This window comes from Endozoicomonas sp. ALD068, from assembly GCF_049310145.1.
In the GTDB taxonomy this organism is placed as follows: domain Bacteria; phylum Pseudomonadota; class Gammaproteobacteria; order Pseudomonadales; family Endozoicomonadaceae; genus Endozoicomonas_A.
On record NZ_JBLYNU010000004.1, the window covers coordinates 3,741,131 to 3,767,764 of the forward strand.

General features: G+C 48.0%; 28 protein-coding genes. 12 read left to right on the forward strand and 16 right to left on the reverse strand.

What is annotated here, in order from left to right; genetic code table 11:
• Window positions 1–210: 210 nt before the first annotated feature.
• Window positions 211–345, reverse strand: a complete 135-nt coding sequence (locus ACO6V5_RS13230) for a hypothetical protein (protein WP_422132603.1) — start codon at window positions 343–345, stop codon at window positions 211–213.
• A gap of 237 nt (window positions 346–582) precedes the next feature.
• On the reverse strand, window positions 583–1,218 hold the full coding sequence (locus ACO6V5_RS13235) for a glutathione S-transferase family protein (protein WP_422132602.1): 636 nt from the start codon (window positions 1,216–1,218) through the stop codon (window positions 583–585).
• 159 nt (window positions 1,219–1,377) lie between these two features.
• Here ACO6V5_RS13235 and ACO6V5_RS13240 point away from each other — a divergent pair, with 159 nt between their 5' ends.
• Window positions 1,378–2,547, forward strand: coding sequence for a JmjC domain-containing protein (locus ACO6V5_RS13240; protein ID WP_422132601.1), 1,170 nt, complete (start codon window positions 1,378–1,380; stop codon window positions 2,545–2,547).
• A gap of 95 nt (window positions 2,548–2,642) precedes the next feature.
• Here ACO6V5_RS13240 and ACO6V5_RS13245 read toward each other — a convergent pair whose 3' ends face one another.
• Window positions 2,643–2,897, reverse strand: a complete 255-nt coding sequence (locus tag ACO6V5_RS13245; protein ID WP_422442229.1) for a hypothetical protein — start codon at window positions 2,895–2,897, stop codon at window positions 2,643–2,645.
• 570 nt (window positions 2,898–3,467) lie between these two features.
• Between ACO6V5_RS13245 and ACO6V5_RS13250 the strand changes: the two genes are divergently transcribed.
• Window positions 3,468–4,742, forward strand: a complete 1,275-nt coding sequence (locus ACO6V5_RS13250; RefSeq protein ID WP_422412213.1) for a hypothetical protein — start codon at window positions 3,468–3,470, stop codon at window positions 4,740–4,742.
• Between the two features lie 219 nt (window positions 4,743–4,961).
• On the opposite strand, the gene ACO6V5_RS13255 is transcribed toward ACO6V5_RS13250, so the two are convergent.
• The gene (locus ACO6V5_RS13255) at window positions 4,962–6,767 is read right to left on the reverse strand and encodes an F-box/WD repeat-containing protein (protein ID WP_422412211.1); all 1,806 of its coding nucleotides are present in this window, start codon (window positions 6,765–6,767) and stop codon (window positions 4,962–4,964) included.
• 434 nt (window positions 6,768–7,201) lie between these two features.
• Between ACO6V5_RS13255 and ACO6V5_RS13260 the strand changes: the two genes are divergently transcribed.
• On the forward strand, window positions 7,202–8,503 hold the full coding sequence (locus ACO6V5_RS13260) for a hypothetical protein (protein WP_422442227.1): 1,302 nt from the start codon (window positions 7,202–7,204) through the stop codon (window positions 8,501–8,503).
• Window positions 8,504–8,565: 62 nt separating this feature from the next.
• Here the strand turns inward: ACO6V5_RS13260 and ACO6V5_RS13265 are convergent, their stop codons facing one another.
• A complete protein-coding gene (locus ACO6V5_RS13265; RefSeq protein ID WP_422132596.1) occupies window positions 8,566–9,087 on the reverse strand; it encodes a hypothetical protein in 522 nt (173 codons plus the stop codon).
• Between ACO6V5_RS13265 and ACO6V5_RS13270 the strand changes: the two genes are divergently transcribed.
• Complete coding sequence (locus tag ACO6V5_RS13270) at window positions 9,086–9,439, forward strand: hypothetical protein (RefSeq protein ID WP_422412209.1); 354 nt, start codon at window positions 9,086–9,088, stop codon at window positions 9,437–9,439. The two genes, ACO6V5_RS13265 and ACO6V5_RS13270, sit on opposite strands and share 2 nt — an antisense overlap.
• 475 nt (window positions 9,440–9,914) lie before the next feature.
• On the opposite strand, the gene groL is transcribed toward ACO6V5_RS13270, so the two are convergent.
• The 4 genes from groL to ACO6V5_RS13290 all read right to left on the reverse strand — a co-directional run bounded on the left by groL (window position 9,915) and on the right by ACO6V5_RS13290 (window position 13,355).
• Entirely contained in the window at window positions 9,915–11,561 is a 1,647-nt protein-coding gene (gene groL / locus ACO6V5_RS13275; protein WP_422132594.1) for a chaperonin GroEL, read from the reverse strand.
• A gap of 55 nt (window positions 11,562–11,616) precedes the next feature.
• Entirely contained in the window at window positions 11,617–11,910 is a 294-nt protein-coding gene (locus tag ACO6V5_RS13280) for a co-chaperone GroES (protein WP_257252343.1), read from the reverse strand.
• A 137-nt stretch (window positions 11,911–12,047) separates the two neighbouring features.
• Window positions 12,048–12,515, reverse strand: coding sequence for an FxsA family protein (locus ACO6V5_RS13285; protein WP_422412206.1), 468 nt, complete (start codon window positions 12,513–12,515; stop codon window positions 12,048–12,050).
• A gap of 117 nt (window positions 12,516–12,632) precedes the next feature.
• Complete coding sequence (locus ACO6V5_RS13290; protein WP_422412204.1) at window positions 12,633–13,355, reverse strand: HugZ family protein; 723 nt, start codon at window positions 13,353–13,355, stop codon at window positions 12,633–12,635.
• A gap of 397 nt (window positions 13,356–13,752) precedes the next feature.
• Here ACO6V5_RS13290 and ACO6V5_RS13295 point away from each other — a divergent pair, with 397 nt between their 5' ends.
• Both ACO6V5_RS13295 and ACO6V5_RS13300 read left to right on the forward strand, forming a co-directional pair.
• The gene (locus tag ACO6V5_RS13295) at window positions 13,753–14,805 is read left to right on the forward strand and encodes a hypothetical protein (RefSeq protein ID WP_422412203.1); all 1,053 of its coding nucleotides are present in this window, start codon (window positions 13,753–13,755) and stop codon (window positions 14,803–14,805) included.
• A 235-nt stretch (window positions 14,806–15,040) separates the two neighbouring features.
• Complete coding sequence (locus tag ACO6V5_RS13300; protein ID WP_422412202.1) at window positions 15,041–15,802, forward strand: SDR family oxidoreductase; 762 nt, start codon at window positions 15,041–15,043, stop codon at window positions 15,800–15,802.
• Between the two features lie 42 nt (window positions 15,803–15,844).
• Here ACO6V5_RS13300 and ACO6V5_RS13305 read toward each other — a convergent pair whose 3' ends face one another.
• The gene (locus ACO6V5_RS13305; RefSeq protein WP_422412201.1) at window positions 15,845–16,789 is read right to left on the reverse strand and encodes a DUF481 domain-containing protein; all 945 of its coding nucleotides are present in this window, start codon (window positions 16,787–16,789) and stop codon (window positions 15,845–15,847) included.
• A gap of 395 nt (window positions 16,790–17,184) precedes the next feature.
• Here ACO6V5_RS13305 and ACO6V5_RS13310 point away from each other — a divergent pair, with 395 nt between their 5' ends.
• The 5 genes from ACO6V5_RS13310 to ACO6V5_RS13330 all read left to right on the forward strand — a co-directional run bounded on the left by ACO6V5_RS13310 (window position 17,185) and on the right by ACO6V5_RS13330 (window position 18,988).
• On the forward strand, window positions 17,185–17,499 hold the full coding sequence (locus ACO6V5_RS13310; RefSeq protein WP_422132588.1) for an MGMT family protein: 315 nt from the start codon (window positions 17,185–17,187) through the stop codon (window positions 17,497–17,499).
• A gap of 3 nt (window positions 17,500–17,502) precedes the next feature.
• On the forward strand, window positions 17,503–17,697 hold the full coding sequence (locus ACO6V5_RS13315; RefSeq protein WP_422132587.1) for a hypothetical protein: 195 nt from the start codon (window positions 17,503–17,505) through the stop codon (window positions 17,695–17,697).
• A 397-nt stretch (window positions 17,698–18,094) separates the two neighbouring features.
• Complete coding sequence (locus tag ACO6V5_RS13320; protein WP_422137258.1) at window positions 18,095–18,382, forward strand: type II toxin-antitoxin system RelE/ParE family toxin; 288 nt, start codon at window positions 18,095–18,097, stop codon at window positions 18,380–18,382.
• A gap of 3 nt (window positions 18,383–18,385) precedes the next feature.
• Window positions 18,386–18,667: an addiction module antidote protein gene (locus ACO6V5_RS13325; RefSeq protein WP_422132585.1), complete on the forward strand. Its 282-nt coding sequence runs from the start codon at window positions 18,386–18,388 to the stop codon at window positions 18,665–18,667.
• A 45-nt stretch (window positions 18,668–18,712) separates the two neighbouring features.
• Entirely contained in the window at window positions 18,713–18,988 is a 276-nt protein-coding gene (locus ACO6V5_RS13330; RefSeq protein WP_422132584.1) for a BrnA antitoxin family protein, read from the forward strand.
• A 320-nt stretch (window positions 18,989–19,308) separates the two neighbouring features.
• On the opposite strand, the gene tnpA is transcribed toward ACO6V5_RS13330, so the two are convergent.
• From tnpA to ACO6V5_RS13355, 5 genes are all read right to left on the reverse strand, one after another.
• Complete coding sequence (tnpA, locus tag ACO6V5_RS13335; protein WP_422132583.1) at window positions 19,309–19,761, reverse strand: IS200/IS605 family transposase; 453 nt, start codon at window positions 19,759–19,761, stop codon at window positions 19,309–19,311.
• Window positions 19,762–19,942: 181 nt separating this feature from the next.
• Entirely contained in the window at window positions 19,943–21,508 is a 1,566-nt protein-coding gene (locus tag ACO6V5_RS13340; protein WP_422132582.1) for an AmpG family muropeptide MFS transporter, read from the reverse strand.
• A 243-nt stretch (window positions 21,509–21,751) separates the two neighbouring features.
• Window positions 21,752–22,237 carry a YajQ family cyclic di-GMP-binding protein gene (locus ACO6V5_RS13345; RefSeq protein WP_422412198.1) on the reverse strand — a complete coding sequence of 162 codons (486 nt, stop codon included), beginning with the start codon at window positions 22,235–22,237 and terminating at the stop codon, window positions 21,752–21,754.
• Between the two features lie 96 nt (window positions 22,238–22,333).
• The gene (locus ACO6V5_RS13350) at window positions 22,334–22,555 is read right to left on the reverse strand and encodes a dodecin (RefSeq protein WP_317142992.1); all 222 of its coding nucleotides are present in this window, start codon (window positions 22,553–22,555) and stop codon (window positions 22,334–22,336) included.
• 48 nt (window positions 22,556–22,603) lie between these two features.
• Window positions 22,604–23,776, reverse strand: a complete 1,173-nt coding sequence (locus ACO6V5_RS13355) for a MerR family transcriptional regulator (RefSeq protein ID WP_422137256.1) — start codon at window positions 23,774–23,776, stop codon at window positions 22,604–22,606.
• 152 nt (window positions 23,777–23,928) lie between these two features.
• Between ACO6V5_RS13355 and ACO6V5_RS13360 the strand changes: the two genes are divergently transcribed.
• On the forward strand, window positions 23,929–24,204 hold the full coding sequence (locus tag ACO6V5_RS13360) for a hypothetical protein (RefSeq protein ID WP_422137255.1): 276 nt from the start codon (window positions 23,929–23,931) through the stop codon (window positions 24,202–24,204).
• Between the two features lie 23 nt (window positions 24,205–24,227).
• On the opposite strand, the gene ACO6V5_RS13365 is transcribed toward ACO6V5_RS13360, so the two are convergent.
• Window positions 24,228–26,186: an AarF/UbiB family protein gene (locus ACO6V5_RS13365; protein ID WP_422412195.1), complete on the reverse strand. Its 1,959-nt coding sequence runs from the start codon at window positions 26,184–26,186 to the stop codon at window positions 24,228–24,230.
• Window positions 26,187–26,634: the final 448 nt, after the last annotated feature.

Genomic DNA, 26,634 nt, shown 5'->3' on the forward strand with positions numbered 1-26,634 from the left:
AAAAGTTCATTACGGGTTTTCAAGTGAAACTGACAATAGTTTCTGTCTTTCAGCAAAAGCAGAATAGCGTCAATTAGAGGAAACCCCTTGAATTGATTACCCAGGATCGCACGCTCATCTTCGGCGTGATTGGAGTAAGGCTTTTCAGCCGGGTAACAATAACGCAGCTCAGCCTTACTTTTTTACCACCGGCAGCAATAATTTTCGCCACTAGTGCAGCCAAGCCTTGATATCCATACAGGCCACTCGTTCCGATACTCTGAGGTCGTCATTCCCGCGAAGGCGGGAATCCAGCGCCAACAGCGGGTCTCTGCCTTCTCGCGGATGAAAAGGCCAGGGGGACACCGGGCAGTATGGTTCTGGTGATGAGTCTGTGTGGATTCCCGCCTTCGCGGGAATGACGGGAGTGAGGCCGGAAATGACGGGAGGGGAACGGGTTTTGCGACACCCTCTGTTGCGTGGGAACGAGGGGTGTATGGATATCAGAGCTTAGCTGCACTAGCCTTCTGATTTTGGATCTTCTAAACAGAAATGGATGACAACTGTTTTCCAGTATCCAACATTATTTTCCGTTTTTTTTGATTAATTCAACAACCTCGCATCTTCCTTCATTCTTTTCTGCAAAGCCGGATGCGCCTTGACCCTATGGAGATAGGCGGCAAAGGCCGGATATTCTGAGGGGTCAGGTTCGAATCCGGCATAACCGGCATTGATAAAACAGGAACCGATGCCAATATCAGCCATCATCAACGATTCACCCAAAAGAAAACCTTGTTCCGGAACAACACTTTCCAGATAGGCCAATGTCCTGGGCATGTTGTCTTTAAGGTTTTGCTGTACTTTGTCTTCGTCCGTTTCCATCCCCATCATTGGCTTCACCACCCGTTCGAAGAACAAACCTTCAGCAATCACTTTCATCAAAACGGTATCAGCGTATTCCTCATACCAGCGGGCTTTGGCTTTGTGGGCCGGATCGGTGGGATACAAAGCAATTTCCGGATAGCGATCTTCCAGATACTCACAGATGATGGAGGAGTCGGCCAGGGTAACTTCACCATCCTGCAGGGCAGGAATTTTTTTCAGTGGACTGATTTTTTCAAAGCCCTCCGGGGTATTAAATGGAATGACGAGGTCCAACTCAAAATCCAGTCCCTTCATTTCCAGGGCTGCTATAACCTTTCGGACCATGGGAGAAAGGATTGCTCCGTAAACTTTCATGCTAATTCTCCTTTACTGTGAATCATTTTCATTCCTTAAAGATAAGAAAATGGTTCTATCACTATGACGACTGAGAACCCCTTATCCTACAACCAAGTCTATTAATAAGACCACTTTATGCTAACCTTGCGTCGTTTATTTACATTCCGATGAAATTCAATGAGACAGTCTATTCTGGGTCCCCTCTCTGCAGAGGCTTTCCTGCAGGGCTATTGGCAAAAGAAACCCCTGCTGATTCGCCAGGCCATAGCGGATTTTCAGTCGCCTCTCTCAGCCGATGAGCTGGCAGGTCTGGCTCTGGAAGAAGAAGTTGAGTCCCGCATTGTTCTGGAGAAGGGAGAAACTCCGTGGCAACTGAGACGAGGACCTTTTAGTGAATCTGACTTTACCTGTCTGCCTCCCAGTCACTGGACACTTCTGGTTCAGGCTGTGGATCACTGGGTTCCCGATGTTCACTCGCTGCTGGATTACTTTGACTTTCTGCCCTCCTGGCGCCTTGAAGACATCATGATCAGCTATGCAACCGATGGGGGTTCAGTGGGTCCTCACTACGATCATTTTGATGTTTTCCTGATTCAGGCCGAAGGCAAAAGGCGCTGGCAAGTCGGCCCGGTCTACGATGCCAGCTCACCAAAACTGGAAAACACTGACCTTCATATCCTGTCAGAGTTTGAAGTTCAGGAAGATTATGTCCTTGAACCGGGTGATATGCTCTATTTGCCACCCGGTGTCGGTCATCATGGCGCTGCCGAAGGCGAATGCATGACTATTTCAGTAGGCTTCCGGGCTCCCAGTCATCGCGAAATTCTAATGCAGTTTACTGACTTTATCGCCGATCAGCTGCCAGAAAGTCTTCGCTATTCAGACCCCGACCAGACTTTGCCCGAACGCGAAGGCGAGATTGATGAAAAAACCCTGGATCGTCTGCAGACAATCCTGAAAGAGCATATAGAAGATCGTGCAATGCTGGCAGACTGGTTTGGAGAGATGATGACTCAACCCAAACACGAGCAGCCTGTCGAAGAGCCCTGGCAAAATTGGGAAGCCTTTAAGGAAGAGGCTGCAGGAGTTGATCTGGTGCTTAATGAGGGCTCAAGGCTTGCTTTCAGGGAAGAGAGAAATTCCCTGACACTGTTTGCTGATGGTGACGCCTACAAATGTCACTCTGAGGAGGCAACAAACCTGGCTCAACAGTTGTGTCAGGACTCACAACTGGCATCCGATCATTGGTGCTCTGTCGTAGATAATGAAACACGGGAGCTAGTGCTCGACTTGATTAACTCAGGCTGTATCTACCCGCTCTTTGAAGAAGATGGTGTGGGCTCATGATCGACATCCTACCCGACCTAAAGAGGGTGTCGCAAAAGCCCAACAACTCGTTTCCACGCTCTGCGAGGGTGTCGCAAACCTTCAACAGCTCGTTCTCACGCTCTGAAGTCGTCATTCCCGCGAAGGCGGGAATCCAGCGCCAACGGTGGATCTCTGCCTTCTCGGGGATGACAAGGCCAGGGGGACACCGGGCAGTATGGTTCTGGTGGAGAGTCAGTCTGGATTCCCGCCTTCGCGGGAATGACGAGAATGAAGCCGGGAATGACGAGAATGAAGCCGGGAATGACGAGACTGAAGTCGGCAATGACGGGAGTCAGCGCGTTCCCGCGCCGGAGATAGTTTTGCGACACCCTCTCTGCGCGGGAATGCATACCTCCCCTGAAAAGCGGACTCTGCAGCTCGAGATAAGTATGGGTTCCCACGCAGGGACCCACAGGGACTAAAAGCATGGGAACCAGAGTTTTGCGACATCCTCTAAAGGACGGGGATTCCTGTTAGTCACCCGACAGGTTCCTGTTTCACAGTTCGTTGCTCAGGGAACAAGCGAGGGCGCCTAGCCCAATGTTCCCCAAGTCTCACACGAACTCCGCAGGCTTAACATTCCTCCAGCCCGGAGGTAGGTCTGCGAGAGACGTAAGGTTTGATAGTTCATGGGCTTGCTCTACGCAAGCCGAAGCCGAGCTTACATCCCCATCCTCAAAGTATGGGGTTTTACGCTTATTCGATAAGAGTGAAAGCAAGCAATCACTCATGCATCTGTAGTTGTGTGATTTTCACTTTGCGATAGCCAATTAGTTCTGTTTCTTTGAAAGATTACCCAGACATCTTACGGCCCTAAAATTTCACTGATACAGAATCCCCGCAGAAATTTTAATTACGACTATTCTGGTTAAATTATTTTAAAGAATGCAGATGAAGCAATGACCATACAACATGCCTTTAAGTTATTTTCGTTTTCAATATTTTTGTTTATTTGTCAGCATGGTCTGGCAAACGACACTTACAACCTTGAAGAATTTCGCCAGTATTATATAAAAAACTGGAAGCCCACTTCAAAACAACAACAAGACAAAGATAATTCCATCATAAACCCATTTAAAAATATTCGTATTGGCTTTTTCAGGCTAAATTTAACGACTGACGATGTATATGGAGATGATCGGCTGGAAATTTATAATGACTTTCTGTTTGATGAGCAAGACTTTAGGCATCTTTTAAACTTTTACTCTAATTACGTGAACATAGGGGGTCCTCAATATCGGCATGGGCGCATTCAGAAAATGTTGAGATTGATGTTTCATATATTCACTATAAATGTGACCACGAAAATCAGGCCGATAGATCGAATGAAAATGAATGCAATGGCGACAAGACTCTTCGAACAATTATTTAAGTCTCCAACCATCAATGGCGGAGCAAACCCTCATTACAACTATTTCAATTTAGGTATAGCACCTATGCTACCTGATTATGACAATATAAATGACGTTTTTGCCCTGATGTTTCTTGCTTTTCTTAGCCCTCATGTTCTTTCCATGCAAGACTTTGATCCGTACTTTGATCAGGTGCTCCTGCACTTTACCCGAAACAGCTATCATCAAGCGGTATCCGATTCTCTGATGTCTGGTAATATCAGCAAATATCAATCTCCGCAAGGCTTTGCCCATCAGCTCAAAGCGGCAAATCTGGACAGTGAAACTGCGCTTTTGATCGCTTTATGCGCAATGGGAAGAGCTTCTCACCATTACATCGAATTAGGACGGGTTTGGCCAAAAACACTGGAAGAAGTGCTGCAAAGATTTTTGCGAAATGACTTTCTGAGCAGAAGCTACCTGTTTATGGCAAACGACGACTACAAAAAAATACTTTCTATGCCCGCAGCCCTGCATAGCCGTGAAAGCATGCAAGAGTTCACACACATAATTCTGGGTATTGACATGGCATCCTTGCCTGTATTGGTGGAGGATGATAGGCCAGATTTCGACTATTACGGGAGTTCAGACAGTGAAGATTCCGATGAAGGAATGGTATCAGACTATAACAGCGAGGTGTCAGAAGGAGCAGTGGGAGGAGCCGCACGAGAAACCCAGGGATGCAGGATTTGCTCAAGACCAACGGATGATAATATTCCATCAGAAAACTGCACACGCTCTGTTGTCTGCAGTGTCTGTATTGAAAGCACTTTGAAGGAATAGAGGGGCAGTCCGGTATGTCGGAACAATAACACAGCGCTGTGATCGCCTGATTACCAGAGGTTCAGCTATGGTGTCGTATCTCATGACTGGCACCCGGTCAATGGTCTTCTGTCATGGACAATAAAACACAGGAATGGCTTCTTGACTTCATTTACTCAGGCACTAACCGTTCTTGGGGAAAAATGCCAAAGACTGATGAACAAGAGTGAAAACAAACAATCAAACGCTCATCACTAGTTTAATGATCTTCCCCCTGCGATCGCAGTCGACGGTAACCAGATGGCTTAAGTCGTTGCTGAAGGTAGCTGATGTAACCGAATCCCAATGGGAAATAGTGGCTTTTTCTACCCATGATCCATCAGTTGCCTGGCCAATAATTTTCGCCGTGTTATCTTTACTGGCAGTCACCACATGACGGCCATCGGCACTGAAGGTGACCGACCTGACCGGAAGCGTATGGTAAATGATGGATTTTTCTTTCCACAATCCACCGTCCTCACGGCCATAAATTATCACTCTGCAATCTTCACAGGCGATAACCACATGACGGCCATCGGCGCTGAAGGTGGCTGAATTGACGTTGTCGTAGCCATGGTGGATGTTGACTTTTTCTTCCCATAATCGACTCGCATCCGCCTTCTGGCCATAAATTATCACCCTGCCATCTATACAAGTGGTGACCACACGGCAGCCATCGGGGCTGAAAGAGGCTGTTATGACCAAATTCCCATGAACAATAGTGGCTTTTTCTTTCCATGTTCCATCGTCCTCATAGCCATGGATTTTCACAATGTAATCATCACTGGCGGAAACCACATGGTGTCCATCGGCGCTGAAGGTGGCTGATCTGACGACTTCATCATGGTAAATGGTGGCTTGTTCCTCCCATTTTCCGCCCGCCTTCTGGGCGTAGATTTTCGCCGTGCCATCGTAACTGGCGGTCACCACATGGCGACCATCGGCGCTAAAAGTAGCCGAGATAACCCAGTCACCATGAGAAATTCTGGCTTTTTCCAGCAATGATCCATCGGACTCCAGACTGCAGATTTTCGCTGTTTTATCGTCGCTGGCGGTGACCACATGGTGGCCATTGGCGCTGAAAGAAGCTGAATTGACACTTTTACCATGGACAATGATGGCTTTTTCTTTCCATAATCCATCGTCCTCATGACCATAGATTTTCGCCATGTTGTTGTCATCGGTAGTCACCAGACGGCGGCTATCAGGGCTGAAGTTAGCCGAGCTGATATAACCATTATGGTGAACGGTGGCTTGTTCTTCCCATGTTCCATTGGCCTTCCAACTGAAGATTTTTGCGGTTTTATCGTCACTGGTGGTCACGACGTGGCGCCCATCGTCGCTGAAGGTGGCTGATCTGACCCAGTCATCATGGGAAATGATGGCTTTTTCTTGCCATGATCCATTGTCCTCCTGGTCATAGATTTTCGCCGTGCAATCATTACTGGCAGTCACCAGGTGGAGGCCATCGGTACTGAAAGTGGCCGATCTGATAGGGCGTCTATGGGAAATAGTGGCTTTCGTCTCTAAATTAAACGTTTTGCATTGCGACATTAAATCAGTGTTGTTGAAAAAGACCAGAGCAGGAAAACAAGCATTCTTTCGGCGTTTTATAAGTGATCGGGTTAACACTTGATTATTCGTAAAATGCCCCACCCAATGGCTGAGTTGTTCATCATTTTTTGCGGAGATAACTGTCTTTAGTAACGACTGGTGTGTTGAAGAAAAGCGGCGATACCACGCCTTTGCCAGAATATCTTCTTCTTTAATAAGCTCACGAAAGTAGCTGCACACCTGCTTTAAACGGGCAATATCTTTAAGTCTCAAACAGCCAATAATTTTCAATTGTGTCAGGCTGGGCAAATTGAGTAGTGAACGTTCATCCTTGTCCGCTACAGTAATTTTCCTGCCTGCACTGACACCCATACCCGTTGGTAATCGCCCAGATATAGATTGTCCAGGCGTTGTTGAGCGAGAAATATCAGGGTTGTTATTGATTCGATCCATGGGTGGTTGCTCCACACCTCGTATTTATCTTCAATTAGAAAGAGTCAATTAGAAAAGACGTTCGGAATTGACGCTGTATGTTCGACGCGTTTTTAAAGTAAAAGTTCATAATATGTTTTTAAGCGCAACTGAACAAAGTTTCTGTCTTCCAACATACTCAGAATGACTGACTTCAATCAGTCAGAGCTCCATGGAGCTGTAAGACTTGGAATTTTCATTTTCCACGTCTCAAATCAAGAAAAGTTGAAGCTGATTTCTTAGGTAGATATGTCCTGTCAAGTACTGGATTTCTGAGTCTTTGACAGATTAACCAGTCATTTTTTGGCCTTCAGGCTTTACTGAAAAAAAGCCCAACGGCAGGCTTGTTAGTTACTATTCTAATGAGGTTGTTTTAACTAATTGAAGGCAAGGTTATGATCCTGGAGCGCTCCTTTATGGTGCTTTTGTTTTCAGTGTTTTTTTTCTTTCAGCAGGGGCTGGCAAAGGATACCTATGACCTTGAAGAGTTTCGCCAGTATTTTAAAAAAAACCGGAATCGACCTTCGAAAGAACAACAAGAGGGCGCAGATAATTCGATCGTGAGTCCCTTTGAAAATATTCGTATTGGCTTTTTCAGACTGAATTTAACGGCTGACGATGTATCTGGAGATGATCGACTGGAAATACATAATGATTTTTTGCTTGATGAGCAAGACTTTAGAAATCTGTCAAGCTTTTACTTTAACTATGTCAACATTGGGGATTCTCAACATCGGCATGGGCGCATTCAGAAAATACTAAGGCTTATATTTCGTATATTCACTGTAAATACGACCACGGAAAACAGCCCGGAAGATCAGGAGCTAATACAGGCAATGGCAAAAAGCCTTTTTGATCCATTGTTTTATAATCAAAGCAACGCTGACGGGATTAACCCCTATTACACTATTTTCAATCCAGATTCACCAGAATTCCTGTCTCATCATATCAATATTGATAACAGTTTAGCCCTGATGTATTTTACTTTTCTTGGTCCTTATGTTCTTACCATGAATACCTTCTTACATCATTCTGATGTTCTGATTAGACGTCTCACCCGAAACAGCTACCATCCGGCATTATCCAATTCACTGCTGTCTGGCAATATCAGCGAATATTATTCTGCGCAAGGCTTTGCCAATCAGCTCAAAGCAGCGAACCTGGACACTGAAACAGCCCTTTTAATCGGGCTATGCACCATGGCAAGAGCTTCTTCAATGTGTACGAATTTACATTGGAGCTGGCCAGAGACGCTGGAAGCACTGTTGAAAAAATTCATGTCCACTGGAATTTTGGGTAACTGCTTCAATGCTATTTCGCTCCTACGCCAAGGACCCTTTGCTTCTGTACCCGAGTTTTCGCATAGCTATCAAGGCATGCGAGAGTTTGCATACAATATTCTGGGTCTTGACATTAACTTCACACCCTCGCGTTTATTAGCTAAAGAAATCTATTCACATTCAGGCATTCCCGGCAATCTGTCGGACCATTCTCTCCAGGATACCGGTTCTTCCCGTAATTTTGACTCTGGCTGGCGTTCAGAAAATCAAGGTTCCAACAATGGAACAACGCTGGAAGCAGGAGCAATTGAGGGAGCCACAGAAGGACGTCAGGAATGTTTGATTTGTTCAGGATCACTGGAAGATAAAACAATATCAGAAAACTTCATACGCTCTGTTTTTTGCACAGCCTGTACTAAGAACATTTTAAAGGACTAGAAAAGAAGGGAAGCCATGCTTCCCTTTAATCTTTCCTGCTGTTCTGACACTCTTTCCGGCCTTTACTGGGCTGACTCAGGCGGACCTTCGGTAATAACTACGGGGCTATTGGAGCGGTTCAAACCTTCAAAAGCCTCCAGTCTCACAGGCTTATGGCGTACTTCCTTCCAATGCTTTTCCCAATCGTTATCGAAATCGTTCTCACCTTCCTGGTAAGTGTTGTCGCCCAGTTTATCAGCGATCACTTTGATACTGTTTTTAATGATTTCCAATTTTTCATTTTCATGTTCAGAATTGTAATTGGCAAAGTTTGCAATCTCATGTTCTGCCAGCACCTTTCTAGCGGTATCCCAAAGTTTATGAAAATCAGCTCGCTCCATAAGCTGGTCGTCCCATGGAATGAGGGTAACGGGCTCCTCACCTGGAAAGGCAATGGTCACTTTGAGATCTTTTGGAGCATTCTTTGGATTATCCAGAGCCCCCTTGGCTCGATTTAATAAGGAAAACTCCTCATAGCGATTGGAGATCGGAGCTGCTTCATTCAGCTTCTCCTTCTGCCTGGCAATGAGTTGATCCTTAGTCATGGTTTCAAGCTCTCTGAACTCCCTGAAGGCTTTTTCTTCGGGAGTCTCGGGTGCCGGAGGTGCCGGAGGTGCCGGTGGTGCCGGTGGTGCCGGTGGTGCCGGTGGTGCCGGTGGTGCCGGTGGTACCGGTGGTACCGGTGGTACCGGTGGTGCCGGTGGTACCGGTGGTGCCGGTGGTGCCGGTGGTGCCGGTGGTACCGGTGGTGCCGGTGGTGCCGGTGGTGCCGGTGGTACCGGTGGTACCGGTGGTGCCGGTGGTTCTTCGCCGGGTCTCAGCCCCGGTGTATTTTCGGGGTTTGAAGAATCTATTCTTCTTTCGCTTAAAGGCGTATCAGGCGTCTTTTTTTGCTGAAGCTGGCTTAACTGATGATCAGGGTTCACAGGACCACTGATTTTATGAGTTTTTGAATTCCCGTCATTTGATAAAGGGTCGTTGCCACCTGTACTTCCAGACGGTGTTTGAAGATGACTACCATTCCCTCTGATTTCCATGCCACTGCTCATATGCTGCTCCTTTCCTGTTAATCGCCATGACCAGAGTCATCGGCAAAGTGCATTCCTGATTGAGTTGGAAACTCTCCTCAGAGGGTCAACTTCCTCTGTCCATATAAGGTTTGATTCTGAAAGATCTAAAAGGTTCCTTCACATTCCACTTTTTTTCACTCTCAGATTCGAGCTTAAGAAGCGGTTTGTCAGCAACAATTGAGTCGGTATGAAGTGATCTCTGCAAGCAGATCACCGCAAACGATGGGGAATATGATCATCAAAAAAGGCCACTCCTGAAACAGAAGCAGCCTTTTAGGAGAAGCAGAGCTTCGGGAAGATGACTACATCATGCCACCCATACCGCCCATACCACCCATGCCGCCCATGTCAGGCATAGCAGGAGCAGCAGCGTCAGCGGGCTCATCAGCAACCATGGCTTCAGTAGTGATCATCAGACCTGCAACAGAAGCAGCCGCCTGCAGGGCAGAACGGGTTACTTTAGCAGGGTCCAGAATACCCATTTCGATCATGTCGCCGTACTCGCCGGTAGCAGCATTGTAACCGAAGTTGCCTTCGCCGGATTTAACCTTATCAACAACAACAGAAGCTTCATCACCGGAGTTGGAAGCAATCTGACGGATTGGACCTTCAAGAGCGCGCAGAATCAGCTCAACACCGGCTTTCTGCTCAGCATTCGCCGTTTCAACAGAGATCTTGGAGAGCGCGCGAACCAGAGCAACACCACCACCAGCTACAACGCCTTCTTCCACAGCTGCGCGGGTAGCGTGCAGAGCGTCTTCTACACGAGCCTTTTTCTCTTTCATTTCCACTTCGGTCGCAGCGCCAACCTTGACCACAGCAACACCGCCAGCCAGCTTGGCAACACGCTCTTGCAGTTTTTCCTTGTCGTAGTCGGAGGAGGAGTTTTCGATCTCGGCACGGATCTGCTCAACACGGGAAATGATATCAGCCTGGTTGCCAGCACCATCAACAAGGGTGGTGTCTTCCTTGGTGATGGCTATACGCTTGGCAGAACCCAGGTCTTCCAGAGAAGCGGCTTCCAGAGACAGACCCACCTCTTCAGAAATAACAGTACCACCGGTCAGGATCGCTATGTCCTGCAGCATGGCTTTGCGACGGTCACCGAAGCCAGGCGCTTTAACAGCAGCTACCTTAACAATGCCACGCATGTTATTTACAACCAGAGTGGCCAGAGCTTCGCCTTCAACATCTTCAGCGATGATCAGCAGAGGCTTGCCAGCTTTGGCTACGTTTTCCAGTACTGGCAGCAGATCACGAATGTTGGAGATCTTTTTGTCAACCAGCAGGATGAAAGGATTTTCCAGTTCAGCAGACATGCTTTCCTGGTTGTTGATGAAGTAAGGAGAGAGGTAGCCACGATCGAACTGCATACCTTCTACTACGTCCAGTTCATTTTCCAGACCGGAACCTTCTTCAACGGTGATAACACCTTCCTTGCCTACTTTCTCCATGGCTTCAGCGATGATCTGACCCACCAGCTCATCGGAGTTAGCGGAGATAGTGCCTACCTGAGCGATGGACTTGCTGTCTTCGCAAGGTGTGGCCATAGCTTTCAGTTGTTCAACAACAGCCGCTACCGCCTTGTCGATGCCACGCTTGAGATCCATTGGATTCATGCCGGCAGCTACGTACTTCAGACCTTCGTTCAGAATAGACTGCGCCAGTACAGTTGCAGTGGTCGTACCATCACCCGCCTGGTCGTTGGCCTGGGATGCGACTTCCTTAACCAGCTGAGCACCCATGTTCTGGAATTTGTCAGCCAGCTCGATTTCCTTGGCTACAGATACACCATCTTTAGTGATGGTTGGAGCGCCGAAAGACTTTTCCAGCAGAACGTTACGGCCTTTTGGACCCAAAGTCGCTTTTACAGCGTCGGCCAGAATGTTGACGCCTTCCAGCATTTGTTTGCGAGCTTCGTCGCCGAACTTAACCTGTTTTGCTGCCATGATGGGTAATCCTTTGGAAATTTAAAACAGTTGCTATGAAATCGGGGTTCCGGGATCAGTCTTCCAGAACAGCGTAGATTTCGCTCTCGGATACGATGATCAGCTCTTCACCGTCAATCTTCACGGTGTCAGAACCAGCGTACTTACCAAAAATGACTTTGTCGCCGACGCTCACACCCACAGGACGCTTTTCACCGTTGTCCAGAAATACGCCGTCACCGACAGCCACTACCACACCCTGGTTTGGCTTTTCAGTAGCAGAACCTGGCAACACGATACCGCCAGCAGAGGTAGTGGTTTCTTCTTCACGACGAACGACCACGCGATCACGCAACGGACGGATTTTCATCGATGTATCTCTCCAACTGTTTATGCCGAAAAATCAGCAATCAACTCTTGTAAAACGGTCTGACTTGCATCGCCAGAACCGAACCCAATTATCGGTACTAAGTAGGTAGGGGTGGCTTTTGTCTTTTCAAGGGGGTACTAAGATTTTTTTTCATCTTCGCGCTTGAACTCACCCTCAAGGGTCTGGTGAATCCCCCGGTTAGTGTCGACGTCTTCACGGTAGTATTCACCCTCAAAGGTGTTGGATGACGCCTGCCAGCGACCATTTTTGATCATTCGTCTTACCAGCATACTGTGCACCGGGGGAATGAGCAGAACCAGCCCGATAAAATCGGTGATAAAGCCGGGAACCATCAGCAACACTCCGCCCAGGGCGGTTACAAAACCTTTCAGCAATTCCAGTGCAGGCTTCTCGCCACGATTCATTTTCTCTCGGGCCTTGAGCATGGTACGAAAACCCTGACGACGGATGACCGCCATACCTGCCACCATACCCAGGATAACCAGAGCCAGTGTATTAAGTGCGCCAATATAACTACCTACCTTGATCAGCACGACCAGTTCAAGAGCAGGGAGCAGTAAAAAAATCCAAACGGGGAAGCGCATAGAAGCCTCCAGAGACAATGGTGCTTCTTATATAATGTTAATTGTGCAAACTTCAAGAGTTTAGACGCAAAAAGCCCCGAACACGTCGGGGCTTTTTGCTAAAAGCAAAGCCTGTTATCAGGCCACTTTAGCCATCTCAACCAGAGTCTTGCGTACTGCCATTGGCTCGTTCACTTCTGTCGGGAAAGGAATACGAACCAGCCTGTCTTTCAGTAAAAGGTGCATGCCAGTGGCATCAATACCTGCCATCTTTGGCTCAACACCTTCCGGAAGATCAATATCAGCAGCTTTGCAGTACTTCACCATCGCCTCGACATGATCTTCGTTCATATGCTTGACCATGCCCTTTTCTACGCTGCCGTAAAATGGGTTTTCACGAGTCATCAGCTCATTTTTTACCCAGAAAATCTGACCAAAACCACCGATGAAACGAGCACGCTTCAGATGAATTCGGTAGAAGTCAAAACCATGGGTTTTGTGATACTGAGCAGAAGGTGGGAAGAAAGAGTAGTAACGTTGCTCCAACTCCTTAAGTTCTTCGCTGTCCGTTGCAATCTTTTCTGCATCACCCATCCAGGTCAGACGGCCAGCCTTATGGATATCGTCTACACCACTCTGGGTAATAATCAAGGAAACCTTGGGGTTGGCTTCAATGTTTTTGGTGTGCTGGGCGAGGTCACTGATCAGGATGATCGGGCTGCCCTGCCCGTCGAGGCAGTAAGGCATAACAGAACCAAACGGATACCCGGGCACATCATCAGAGTGAGTCGACAAAATACCGTGGTACTCATTCAAAAGTAAGTTGCGTGCGTCGTGCGCCGCCTGAACCTTGGGTTCCATCTGTTTCCCCCTGAATTTTCATATCATAAAACATACCACTTATAACCACTGCCTTTGAAGATTTCCCAAATCCAGCGGGTATATTTCGATATGTAGAATACTGCTGATCAACCTATAGCCGGAATCAACTATCTATAGCTGGAATCAACTATGGCTGAATATTAAGACACCTGTTTCAGGTATTTTTCGGCGATTATATATTAATGAGAGTGATTATCAATAAGATTTTCATGCGCTGTTAGCCGCTAATCACCAGGCAGACATGCAATCATTGAACAATACCGCAGACTGTTAACGTTGGAACTTTGTTCGAGCATTGAGGTCTGAATGCTCAGGATGGCTGGTAACGCACTTAAATCAGCCCATTTACCTCAATTTAACTTACAGGAATTTCGTTATGCAGATCGGTAATCCAATGGCTCAAAGCCTGTCAATGGGGCAGCCTGCTTCCACATCAGCCAATGCCTCTGAGGAGGGGGTGTTTAGAAATATCAGGAAAGTTTTTTCCTGGTATGATCCGATGGAGGGAACCAGGACAAAATTATTACCCAGCTTAGCACTCGTGGCGGGGACTGCTTCTGCAGGAGCGGTTTCCCTGGATGCTTTGGTAAAGAACTGGCCCCCTGTCACTGTGCCAACCGGCACAGGTCTGGCCGATCGCGCTGTTGCCGTGCTGGAAGATACCGTTCAGAGACATCCATGGGTCTGCGGTGCCGCCGTCGGAGCAGCAACAGCTTTCGTAGGGTTGAACATGCTTGCCAGTAGTCTGAAGCCATTGGCCAAAGAGTGTATAGAAGCTGCCCGGGACGGGGTGAGGCATGAGCTTCACAGGGACTTTCAAGAAATCACGGTTCTCAAAGAGCTGATTGCTCAACATCAGAAAAAGATGTTGGAACTTAAGCCTCTTCTATCGGAGGAGGAAGCAAGATACAAAAAACATTCACAGGAAGCCTATGAGAATCGCCTGGCCGAGTTCTGGCAAGAAGCTAATAGTATGGCGGGGCATTTGAAAGGTTATGTCGATGGCTTGCTGTCGTCTGGCCGCAGTTATCGGAGAAATGTCCTGCGTGGAGATAACCCGGCTCATCTTTACAGGGCTGGTGTGGAGTTAGAAAGGTTTGTCAGCAGGGAGAATCAGGACTATTCATTCCTTTCCCAACGACAACTGCTTGATGCACTCAGACCTGTCTTAAGTGAGGATGAATTAAAGAGAGTTAAAATCATACTCCGAAACTTTCCTATCAAACCCTCCCTTTTCGTCCATCGCGGGCCAATAGCCAGAGAGTACGCAGAAATTCAGGAACAAAACGCATCAGACCAAAGAGAGGTTGGCGGATTGCAATCCAAAATCAGAAAAGTGCTGGGCCAATACCCGATTTTAAATCCTGACGCTGCTGGCAATATCCCCAAACCTCCGGCTAAGGAGTTTGGGGGCTATATGCCAGAGTAATTTGATTGATGGTGTCGTCATTGAACTAAGGCCGGTTTGCGGGCTCAGAGAGGCTCCTTATCCACAAAAGCGCTTCTGACAGTGAAAGATATCGCTACATCCCTGGCTGATCAGGAAGAACTCTGACAAAGCAGCTCGTTCTAATGGCTGCTCCGCATAACAGAGCCGTTTATAGAGAATTCGTTGTGTTCCGTTACAATCACTAAGTGGTTTTCAGACGCAGAAGAACAGTAGAATGAATCTTGAACGAAGCAACATCCTGATCACCGGCGCTGCCCGTGGTCTGGGCAGGGCCATGGCGCTGCATCTGGCAAAAAAAGGCGCTGGCCTTGGACTGATAGATCTTGAAGGCGAAGCCCTGGATCAGGCGTTAAAAGAATGCTCTGAGCTGGGAGCAAAAACCATTGCCCTGCCCACCAATGTCGCCAATGAGCAGGAAGTAGAAAACAGTGTCAGGCTTGCCAGCGAGAAACTGGGCCCGCTCAATGGTCTTATCAATAATGCAGGCATCCTGCGTGACGGCTTAATGATCAGGACAAAAGACGGCAAGGTCACTGACAAGCTTTCATTGGCAAAATGGCAGTCAGTCATTGACGTCAATCTCACGGGTGTTTTTCTTTGTGGTCGTGAGGTGGCGGCCAGCATGATTGATTCAGGCAGCAAAGGATTGATTCTGAACATTGCCAGCATTTCCCGCTCAGGCAACTTTGGACAAACCAACTACTCCGCCGCTAAAGCCGGTGTCGTCGCCATGACAGTATCCTGGGCCAGGGAACTGGCTCGTTTTGGCATCAGGAGCGCTGCAATTGCACCGGGCATGATTGAGACTGAAATGACGCTGGGCATGAAGCCTGAAGCCCGCGCCAAAATGACTGCAGGTATTCCGGCTGGACGTATGGGCAAGCCTGAAGAGATTGCGGCAACTGTCGCCTTCATTTTTGAAAACGACTACTTCAATGGTCGTGTATTGGAACTGGATGGAGGTTTACGCCTGTGATTGGTCGCCGCAGAAGCTATTGGCCTCTGCGGCCAATCCTCGCTACCAGGAATAACCAATGCCCACCTTGATCTGACTGGAGGTTTTGTCAGCACCCTCTGTTGGAATACTGTCGTAATCCAGATAATGCATCAGGTTTAAAGAAAGACTTTCAGATAACCCCACCCTCAAACCATGCTCTCCATCAAACAACCACTGCCGACCTGAGTTCAAACGGTAAAACAGCTTACTGTTAAAGGAATACTCAAGGTTATCAATGAGCTTCTTCCGGTACACCAGCCCTGTTGTCACGGCCAGGTTTTGCTGGTTATCTTCCAGCTGATAATCTTCCCAGAGATGGGTCAGGCCGACAGTGGTAATCAAGGTTTCTTTGACCGTTTCCCTGAAGCGGTAACCAACCGACCCTCCCAGTGTCAGTCTTGATCTCAGATCTTCCATGGAGTCATACTCCTGATCCAGAGAGCCCTGGACAAACCAGTGTTCAGTGAAATAGCGACTGTAGGCATACCCCAGCTCCCACTCCTTGGTGGAAGAGTCTGAGTCTTCTTCTTTCTCTACTTCAATGTCCCACTTAAAACTGTTCTTGTTCCACTCGTCATTGATATCCAGATTGCCACTGAGCATAAAGGTGGTTTCATTGTCCCCACCCAGATCACTGTCCAACCCAAAGTTGACCTTGCCAGCAATGTCCCAGTTCGAAGCCAGCACGGGCTTTTCACGGCGAATTTCTGCTACTGGCCAGGCGGCCGAGAAGCTCCGCTCAAAACCATCGGGATCCACAACCACCAGTTGATCGCCATTGCTCTTTAACTGACGCTGCTGAGCCTCTTTCTCACCAATCAAACCAATCCAGACGGGCTGATCGGTTTCAAGAGAACGAACATGACGCCAATTGATGGAAATATCTCCAGCATACCGGGTAGAAACAGTCAGTTTACCCGCTTCCAGCCCCATGATTTTGCCACTGATTACATCTCCATTTTCCATCCATATCTTATCCCCATGAACCATCGCTGCCATGCAGGAAAGAAGTAGTACCCAGACTTTGCGTAACCCAGGAAAACGGCCAATGCCCCTGAAACACTGGACCCCCATGAATACCCCTCGATGAATCGATGTCTTAATGCTTTATAAGGGGGACAAGAGTTCCAAATTAATGAAAGCTTAACAAGAGGGAAAGCCGCTATAGGCATCAGTTTTGCCTCTACAAACGGGTGCCTGGAACCAACAAAAAGGCAGAATCATCGTTTGTCTTGACAGCTTAGTGTGCTTAGTCGGGGGAAATTAAAAAACTTTTCACGACAAATGGCCAACAGATTAAGATATGCTTGGCAAGTCCGCTGGTAATACCTACCCCTTTCCAATCACTCTGGAGACCAGGCTTGCAAGCACCGTTCAGTCCATCCGATATCTGGCTCATCCTGACCAAAATACCCGAGGGTAAGGTGGTCACTTATGGACAACTGGCCAACATGGTCGGTGCTCCGGGCTATGCCCGGGTAGTGGGTAATATTATGAAGCAACTGCCTTCAGGTTCCGGACTTCCCTGGCACAGGGTCATCAATAGCAAGGGACAGATTTCGTTTCCGGAAACCAGCGCCAAGTATCAGCAACAGCAATCCTTGCTTGAGTCAGAAGGTATTACTTTTCTTAATGGCAAGGTCAATCTGAAGCTATATCAATGGAGTGGAGATTAAAGTTTGAACGATCAGGATCAGCACCCGGAAGACATTGCTCTGGCGATTGAAATTATTCGCCAGTTGGAAAACCTTAACTATCAACCCGAGACCATTCTCCAGGCAATGATGCATATTTGCAGGGATTCTCTCGGCAAGCTCCCCGAACAGGAAAAAGAACAATGGCAGGCAAAACTCATTGCCGAGATCAAACGCTAGGAGCCTGACCGAGAATAGCGCCCGTAGCGAGGACGGCAGAAAATTGAGGATGAAAATTCGGTTTTGTGAGGAGAATAGCGAGCTATTTGACGAACAAAAGCGGATTTTCAGACCAATTTGCTGCCGCCGCAGTAGGGCAGTCTATTCTCGGTCAGGCTGCTAGGAAGCTTATATTGTCCGCCCCTCCTAAACGGCTTCAAGTAAGCCAAAATGGAGTTAACCATTTAAACAGGATTAATCGGAGCGAACCACCCATGACTATATCCCGCTAGGCGTGGAGCAGGGCCAGAAGCCGACTGTCGAGCTCTACCCGAATGGATAAAGCGTTAACGTGTGCTACTTTTAAGAGCTGGCAAACCTTAATTAACGTGCATACAATAATTCTATGAAGTATGAAGTGACTCGAACGCGGGAGTTTGTCCGCTGGCAAACCCGACTGAAGGACCGTCAAGCCCGCAGGGCGGTTACCATGCGCTTGGTCCGTGCCCGTGCTGGCCACCTGGGCGACACCAAACCGTTGGGTGGTGGTGTCAGTGAAATGAGAATTTTTGCAGGCAAGGGTTACCGCCTTTATTTCACGATCCGTGAGGGTCAGCTGATTGTGTTGCTTTGCGCTGGCGACAAGTCCAGCCAGTCCAGAGACATAGAAAAAGCCAGACAGATCCTGAAAGACCTGGAGGAATAAACGATGAGTTTGAAATTGACACCCTTTGATCCTTTTGACCATGCCCTGACCGATGAAGACATTCCATGGTTTCTGACGGAGGCTTACCTTGATGAGGACCCCGCTGTGTTCATCATTGCCCTTGGGGATGTGGTAAAGCACAAAGGCGTGGCCGAGCTGGCCGAGCAGACCGGACTGAATCCCGAAAGCCTTTACAAAGCCTTCAACGGCAAGACTCAGCCCCGCTGGGATACGGTTCACCGCATTCTTAAGGCGCTGGGTGTCCGGTTGCAGGTGGCGGCCTGAGTTGGTTAAACCTTTGTGCCCTTGATAAAAGGGAGATTAAACGTTATGCCGAAGCTTATACCGGGCACTATATGGCCCACTGATGAAGAAGAGGCGGCCATCAATGCAGGCATTGCCGCTGGTCCTGACACATATGAACTTACTGACGAGGAGTTCAAACAATTACGCCCAGTGGGGCGACCCAAGGCCGAAGAGACCAAGGAGCGGATTACTATCCGGCTGTCACCCGAGGTGGTAGAATTTTTCCGCGCCACTGGCAAAGGCTGGCAGACCCGTATCAATGAAGCTTTGCGTGAACATGTGGTCAGGCATTCAGGGTGACAGCTCATGCGGCCTCCCCCTGCTCTGGTTTCACCGGATCCCCAGCCAGCCGAAACGCCACTTCAGTACTCCCACCCCCCGCAGATTGCGATGAGCATGTACAGTTGATGGCAATCAGGTAAAAACCGGCAACCTGAAACCTGATAGGAGACTTGGCCCTTGAGGCCGTCGGACTGATAAGGCCAGGTTGCGCGGATACCCATCAGGGCCAGAAGGTTAGACCTCATGAATAGGCCGAATGTAATTGCAGTTATCTTTGTTTGCAAGTTAAATGACCTCCGAGAGCCGGAGGCTTATTAGGTGACGCCCTCAAAGGGCTTTTATTGCGCCCAAGGGCGCGTGTCAAAACCAAGTTTCAGCTGATCTCGTGTTTCATCATTTTTCTCCTGATTTCGGATATATTCCCTAACCACATCTTCATCAAGACCTACTGTGCTGACAAAATACCCTCTTGCCCAGAAATGCTCACCAGAAAAATTCCTCTGCTTACCTTTGAAGTGTCTCGCAATAGCTATTGCGCATTTACCCTCCAAATAGCCAACAACATTTGAAACAGAATGTTTCGGCGGAATGCTAATGCAAATATGAACGTGATCTCGCATCAAATGCCCTTCCACAATTTCACACCCTTTGCGACTGGCAAGATCGTGGAAAATGGCTCCCAGAAATTTTCTCAAGCTCCCATAAATAACCTTTTGCCTCTTTTTGGGAATAAAGACAATGTGATACTTACAATCCCATCGAGTATGAGTCAGACTTTTGTAGTCTGGCATAAGTCAAACCTCTTGGTTCTTGGCGGAACCTTTGAGGTTAGCTACCGAAGCCTCGGTATAACCTATGCGAGTCTCCCCGGCATAGCCGGGGGTTTACCTAATGATTAATTAACAAAACAGGCTCTTGCAAAACGGGGCGGACCATATAAGCCTTCCAGGCGGGCTTTAAGCCCGCCTGGTGTCAATCGCGTGCAGCTTCCTCAGATTGCTCCATAAGCCTCTGCACGTAACTGATTAACAGCAGCACCGGCAAACCAAGAATAGCGGAGCCTGCAAAAAAGACAGGATAGTTCACTGCATCCACCACGCTACCGGAGTACCCCGCCAATAGTTTCGGTACAAGCGACATCAGCGAACTGAAGACTGCGTACTGCATCGCTGTGAATGCACGATTCGTCAAACCGGAGAGGAAAGCAACAAAGGCAGCAGAGGCAATACCTGCACTGAGATTGTCAGTTGCGATGACCACAGCCAGAATCCAGGTTTCAGGTTCCATTTGAGCCAGCAGGGAAAACAGCAGGTTACTGATAGCAGCCAATAGCCCACCGATCCAGAGAATTTTCATCACCCCGTAGCGAAGGGCTAACAATCCCCCCAGAAAACCACCGGCAATGGTCATTAACAGACCAAAGGTTTTGGTAACAGCTGCTATCTGTTCCTTGCTGTAACCCATATCCTTGTAGAACACATTAGCCACTGCCCCCATAACAATATCTGCAATCCGATAGGTGCCTACCAGCAGCAAAATATAGATCGCCAGTTTTCCGTAACGCGCAAAGAAATCAGCAAAAGGAGCCACATAGGTTTCTCTGACCATCCCCTTGGGCGCTACGTTCAGACTGATCATCAACCAGGCAGCCCCACCACCCAGAGCCACACTGAACAGCAATCGGAAAGATTCAGAAAAGAACCCTGCAACATGAACTGAAACACCGCCATCAACCAACATTGTTTTCAACTGGGAAGAGATCTCGGGAGTTAATGTAAAACCTGCAACAAAAGCCCCTGCCGCTACTACAAACAACCCCAGAAAACGAACATAGTCACTGGTGCCATAATCCTGAGAGAAGGCAGACTGATTGTTTTCAGGCTCTGGAATCAACAAGGTGGTGACAACCCCTACCAGCATGAACGCAGCCATACAGCGATAGACAGAAGCCCAGGCCTGGTAGTGATAAACGGATTCATCACCCCCTGAAAACCAGCTGGCCAGTGCCAGACTGCCAGCCCCGGCCACCAGCATGCCGACTCTGTAGCCCGCAATGTAGGCGGAAGACATCATGGCCTGAAGATCGCTCTCTGCAGCTTCTATCCGGTAGGCATCAATCACTATATCCTGTGTAGCAGATGAGAATCCCAGCATCACAGCCCCCACTGCAACCCAGGTCAATCCATAGACAGGATCATGACTCGCCATAAATAAAAGAGCAGCCATCACCGCGAACTGGGCGAGTAATAGCCAGGCTCTGCGACGCCCGAGACTTTTTGTCAACCATGGCAGAGGGACCCTGTCTACCAGAGGGGCCCAGACAAACTTGAAGGAGTAACCCAGGGCAGCCCAGCTAAAGAAGGTCACCATGCTGCGCTCAACACCCGCCTCCCTGAGCCAGATAGAAAGGCTGCTGAATATGAGTAATATGGGAAGGCCGGCTGAAAAACCAAGAAACAGAACACTGATGACCCTTGGATGCCTGAAGCTTTTCCATGCCTCTCCCCAGGAACGGGAAGAAGAGTCCATTAGTTGCATTCTGCTCCTCCGGGTTTGCTCTTCACAGATGTCAGCGAGTTCTTCGTTGAACTCATAGAAAGGTGCCCTGATAATAACATACCGTTAACGTCTTCCAGTGGTCGAATCTGGCAAATTTATTTTATAGAACTATCGGGAAAGTTTAATAAAAGCACACCTGAACATGCCGGGGAATATTTTTTTGTCTCGATGTTGATTTACCGGATGCCGGTTAACAGGAGAGGCAAGCCCCTCCTGCCAGAATCAGTCTCTGAAGTTGTTGTACTGCAGAGGCATCTCGGTATCCGCTTCTCTCAACAATGCAATAGCGGTCTGAAGATCATCACGCTTCTTACCCGTAACGCGAACCTGCTCACCCTGAATGGCTGGCTGTACCTTGAGCTTGGCATCCTTGATCATCTTGACGATTTTTTTGGCTTGCTCTTTATCCAGCCCCTGACGAACTATGATATCCTGTTTGACCTGTTTGCCAGAACCATAATGATCTTTCACTTCCAGACATTTAACATCAATGCCCCGCTTGACCATTTTGGTTTTCAGCATTTCAACCATTTGCAGCAGCTGGAAGTCAGCATCGGCCGTCATCACAATCTGGTTTTCACCGCTTTTTTCAAAGCTGGCTTCAACCCCTCTGAAATCATAACGGGTGGTCAGCTCACGGTTCGCCTGATCGACCGCATTGGTCAACTCGTGCATATCCACTTCTGAAACAATATCAAATGAAGGCATGAGGGATTCCCCAATCAACAAATTTTAAACGTTGACGACTATTGTATCCGAGAATCCCTGTTGAATGGCAAGCTTAGGTTGAACAGGGTATGGCAATCAGGATGATTGACCACGGTCTTCCAACCTGAAACCAATTCTGACGGTTACCTGAAAGTGTGCAATCTCACCATCCTCAACATGGCCCCGATGCTCCACCACTTCGTACCAGCCCAGGTGATTAAGAGTGACACTGGCAGTGGCAATAGCATTGCGAATAGCGTCATCGCTGCTGACAGTCGAGCTGCCTACCACTTCCAGGATTTTATAGATGTGTGCCATAAATACTCTCCACGACATTGGAACGTCAGGAGAAGTATAGACGTCCATTTAATCACGTTTGCCAAGAACAAACATTTGATAACCGAACTGTCCCAGGAATTTTCTATAGATTTCCAGCTCAGTCTCAATATTCTTCAGCGCTAATGAGTCAGGCATGGCAGGTGACAAATCATGGATTCGTTTTTTCAGTGGTTCGGAGTAGTTATCCCAAGACTCCCGGCTTAGAGAAAAATGGTCGACTATATCATATCCGACAGCGTCCATTTGCTTGAGACGATTGCTGATCGTCTGCATATCAGGGTAGTCTTGCTGCCAATGGGCCATCGCTTCCTGATCCGGATTATCTGTTAGCCATACCAGGTCGCTTACCACCATGAAGCCACCGGGCCGCAGTAATGACTGCCATTGCGTCAGGGCTTTTTGGACCCCCATGATATAAGCACTGCCTTCCGACCAGATAAGATCAAAGCTTTCACTCTCAAAGGGCAATTCAGTCATGCTCACGCAAACGCTGGAAAGCCGTCCGGAAATATCCTGCTTCTCAAAACGCTCTTTTAATCGAGCCAGTGCTGACGCTTCATTATCTATGGCAGTGATGTGTGCTTCGGTATTGTCTATCAACACTCTGGTTGACAGGCCTTTGCCACAACCAATCTCCAGAATATCAGCAGGAGCTTCGGGCACCAGTGATAATGCTTTCAGCGTGTCTTTTTCACTGCCTGGACCCCAGCGTTCGAGGGTCTCATAAACTTTCATAAAGTCGATCATATAAGTCTCGTGATCATTCATATCTTTCGATAACCACTTCAATCTGAGGGCTTCTTTTTCACTAAAACCCTGTTTTACTAACCAGTTCAGATGAGCATCAGGAGCAACCTTATCGAGGTCTTCATGCCAGGCTCTGAGGTCACCCTCACCCAGCATGGCTGCCAACAGCGCTCGTGACTGCTGCTTCAGTGCAATGTCTTCATCAAGCTGCCTGAGGCGGTTTTTCAACAGGTCCCTGTCTATCTTTTTTTCAAGGCAAACTTTGCACTCTTTCAAAGTCAGCCCTCCCGCCTGCAGTTGCTGAATCAAGCGGACTCTTTGAAGGTCTTTATCACTGTAAAGACGGTAGCCATTTTCAAGTCTTTTACCTGAAATAAGCTGCTGCTTCTCGTAGTAGAGAAGCGCTGTACGTGAAAGCCCTACAGCGGCGGCTAACTCAGAAATCCGGTACACACTGATGCATCCTCAAACCATCAACAGGAAGGAACTTTAAGCTATAAAGCTGTAGACAGGTCAAGAAAAATTGAATGATCGAGAACAAATAGAGACCAACACCCGGAGCCTTAGAGAGGGTGTCACAAAACTCTCTCCGCCGTGAGAACGAGTTGACTCCCGTCATTCCCGGCTTCATTCTCGTCATTCCCGCGAAGGCGGGAATCCACAGTGACTCATCACCAGAACCATACTGCCCGGTGACCCCCTGGCCTTGTCATCCGCGAGAAGGCAGAGATCCACCGTTGGCGCTGGATTCCCGCCTTCGCGGGAATGACGACCTCAGAGCGTGGGAACGAGTAGTTGGAGTTTTGCGACACCCTCTTTGTCGAGGGTGTCACAAAAATACTTACCCATTCAGATCAGGTCTTTATTATTACAACTACTGATTATAGGGTCGCCCGGACGGGCGCTATTCTCTGTCAGGCTCCAATTTGTCCAATAGCGCCTCAAGATACCCTATATACTGACGATATGCAGATAATTGCCACCCAACCCGCATTAGCCTGGGATCGATCGGTCTGATCTGAAAACCGAAACTTTTAGCCAATTTGTCAAAAGGAACACCGACGACTTTGTTCAAGGTCGCTTTGCCAGCCTTCTGCATATCTTGCTCCTCATGCTCCATGGCAAGCCTGATCAAAAATCGCGACAATAGCTCTACAAACGCAGCCTCTGATTGAACAGGCCCCTTCGTATTAGAATCGTCCGAGATGCCTTTTAACCAATGATAAATCTGACTGCAAACTGCTCCAACGGTAGCTTCTCTCTGAAATTGTTGTAATTCATCAATGGGGGGTATGATGCCCCGTCCAAAGCCGCTACGAAAAGGTTCAATAAATTCTTCTAAAGATTCCAGCATTTCCGGAGATATTGGCGTGTAAACCAGATCCCGGACATCAACTTCGTCGGTTGTATCCGTTGGGCTGGGGTTATTTTGCTCCTCAACCAGACCATTCCCGGTAGCACGGCTATGAAAAAGCAAGAACAGTCCAATAATAAGTGAATAATAAACAGTATCTTTTACTATGCGCAAAATATCGTTATTGGTACTACTGTTAGCGTGATCAATACAATAAATACTGATACGATCGCTCTCCAGTTTCATCATGAAATTACCCGATTGAAAATCGGTGTTGAAAAAACTGGATTCACTGACTGAATCCAAATAAACCGATAACACATGTTTATGAATGCCGACGATAATAGTCTTTATTTCCGCTTCACTTAACCTTCCACCCTCTTTCCAGTCCGGCTGCCATGAAGCGAGCCTCTCCCTTAATGCGTCTGTACGATCGAGAGAACAGCCATCAATATACTCCATCACAAGGGCATCAGGGCTGGATAACGATACAGCCACCTCAGGTACCCTGAACTGAACTGGCACCTGATGGCCTGAACCGGTACTTACGCGGTACTCGTTGGTTTCTGTCAAATTTTTTAATGCCTCAGACGCTTTTTCAGTAAACTTAAGTTCCTGTGATAAATCACACTCATTACTAAAACTCTTGAATGCCTTGGAAAAGTCGTCAAAGTCCTTCTCTGACATAAAACCCCGGTCATAAAAGTCAGAAAACACGTCGGTCATTATCGAAACATCAATGTTAATTTTTTCTGCCAATTCTGGTGATAAATATTTAACAGCAAAATCTTGTCCATCAATATTAAACTGATCGACCTGGCAAATAGTCCCACGCCCAAGTGTTTCAACATGCCGGACAGTTGCTGCTGAAAGGGCAATGTTAGCCATGAACTGACTACCGCTGTCATTATCAGCTGTGCCTGATCGTTCCTGCATGGCACCTTCAGAAAGCAGCCTGTCAGAACGCAATCCGGCATTAGCCACATTGCGCTCGACAACTTTCCTGATTACCTCAGGATCAACCTTGCCTGCCGAATACTGACTTGCGGATTTCACTATGTCAGTCACATAGTTATAAAGCTTTTGATCTGATTTAAAATACTCAGCCGGTAACTGAGTTGCTGCCAGGTATTGGCCTATTTTGCCGCATAGTCCACCATTTTCATGGTAAATCTGAGCAATTGCTTCAGGAGAACGTAAACAGACTTTCTTCGCCACTGCAGCGCCGCAACTGGCAGCCACCCCAAGAACACGTGATGTCCTCTTGAGGGTGCGGGTGACTCCCTGTGTTATTGAGCCAGCCGCCTGAGATATCGTCCTGAAAACCAGGGAGTCACCCGCTCTGGAGTGACCTGCTGCAGGGTGCTCATGGGCGGGTTGCAATTGCTTATCGGGATTAATGGCGGTGACAGTGCTTTTTGATGATGCACTGGTGGAAGAGTTAGCCTCAGACAGCCTATTGTATGCACCGGTGCTGGTCAGTCCTGCGGTATTATTCGAAACGTCCATATCAACTCCTTGGTTCATCCATATTGTTTACATACAATCTTTGACTTGAATGAATCAAAGAAGTTCATTTTTAATGCTTATTATTTATTTTGAAAGAAATTAAGGGCGCAATCCCGCTTCTTTAGAGGCGGGTCAAGGCCTTGCAAGGCGTTAGCCTTGCTGTGACAATTGCTTAGATATTGTTACTGACTTTTTCCGAGGTAGTGACCAATAAGACTGCAGTCGTCGGCAACTGCTCCTGCGTTGCTCTAGCTCCTGCATCCATGCAGTCGTCGGCAACTGCTCCTGCGTTGCTCTAGCTCCTGCATCCATGCAGTCGTCGGCAACTGCTCCTGCGTTGCTCTAGCTCCTGCATCCATGCAGTCGTCGGCAACTGCTCCTGCGTTGCTCTAGCTCCTGCATCCATGCAGTCGTCGGCAACTGCTCCTGCGTTGCTCTAGCTCCTGCA

Bases quoted from the DNA above. Each gene is read 5' to 3' on its own strand.
- ACO6V5_RS13235 (WP_422132602.1), bottom strand. From the start codon at position 1,218: ATGAAAGTTTACGGAGCAATCCTTTCTCCCATGGTCCGAAAGGTTATA.
- ACO6V5_RS13240 (WP_422132601.1), top strand. From the start codon at position 1,378: ATGAGACAGTCTATTCTGGGTCCCCTCTCTGCAGAGGCTTTCCTGCAG.
- ACO6V5_RS13250 (WP_422412213.1), top strand. From the start codon at position 3,468: ATGACCATACAACATGCCTTTAAGTTATTTTCGTTTTCAATATTTTTG.
- ACO6V5_RS13255 (WP_422412211.1), bottom strand. From the start codon at position 6,767: ATGGATCGAATCAATAACAACCCTGATATTTCTCGCTCAACAACGCCT.
- ACO6V5_RS13260 (WP_422442227.1), top strand. From the start codon at position 7,202: ATGGTGCTTTTGTTTTCAGTGTTTTTTTTCTTTCAGCAGGGGCTGGCA.
- ACO6V5_RS13270 (WP_422412209.1), top strand. From the start codon at position 9,086: ATGGTTTCAAGCTCTCTGAACTCCCTGAAGGCTTTTTCTTCGGGAGTC.
- ACO6V5_RS13265 (WP_422132596.1), bottom strand. From the start codon at position 9,087: ATGACTAAGGATCAACTCATTGCCAGGCAGAAGGAGAAGCTGAATGAA.
- groL (WP_422132594.1), bottom strand. From the start codon at position 11,561: ATGGCAGCAAAACAGGTTAAGTTCGGCGACGAAGCTCGCAAACAAATG.
- ACO6V5_RS13280 (WP_257252343.1), bottom strand. From the start codon at position 11,910: ATGAAAATCCGTCCGTTGCGTGATCGCGTGGTCGTTCGTCGTGAAGAA.
- ACO6V5_RS13285 (WP_422412206.1), bottom strand. From the start codon at position 12,515: ATGCGCTTCCCCGTTTGGATTTTTTTACTGCTCCCTGCTCTTGAACTG.
- ACO6V5_RS13290 (WP_422412204.1), bottom strand. From the start codon at position 13,355: ATGGAACCCAAGGTTCAGGCGGCGCACGACGCACGCAACTTACTTTTG.
- ACO6V5_RS13295 (WP_422412203.1), top strand. From the start codon at position 13,753: ATGCAGATCGGTAATCCAATGGCTCAAAGCCTGTCAATGGGGCAGCCT.
- ACO6V5_RS13300 (WP_422412202.1), top strand. From the start codon at position 15,041: ATGAATCTTGAACGAAGCAACATCCTGATCACCGGCGCTGCCCGTGGT.
- ACO6V5_RS13305 (WP_422412201.1), bottom strand. From the start codon at position 16,789: ATGGAAAATGGAGATGTAATCAGTGGCAAAATCATGGGGCTGGAAGCG.
- ACO6V5_RS13325 (WP_422132585.1), top strand. From the start codon at position 18,386: ATGAGTTTGAAATTGACACCCTTTGATCCTTTTGACCATGCCCTGACC.
- ACO6V5_RS13330 (WP_422132584.1), top strand. From the start codon at position 18,713: ATGCCGAAGCTTATACCGGGCACTATATGGCCCACTGATGAAGAAGAG.
- tnpA (WP_422132583.1), bottom strand. From the start codon at position 19,761: ATGCCAGACTACAAAAGTCTGACTCATACTCGATGGGATTGTAAGTAT.
- ACO6V5_RS13340 (WP_422132582.1), bottom strand. From the start codon at position 21,508: ATGCAACTAATGGACTCTTCTTCCCGTTCCTGGGGAGAGGCATGGAAA.
- ACO6V5_RS13345 (WP_422412198.1), bottom strand. From the start codon at position 22,237: ATGCCTTCATTTGATATTGTTTCAGAAGTGGATATGCACGAGTTGACC.
- ACO6V5_RS13350 (WP_317142992.1), bottom strand. From the start codon at position 22,555: ATGGCACACATCTATAAAATCCTGGAAGTGGTAGGCAGCTCGACTGTC.
- ACO6V5_RS13365 (WP_422412195.1), bottom strand. From the start codon at position 26,186: ATGGACGTTTCGAATAATACCGCAGGACTGACCAGCACCGGTGCATAC.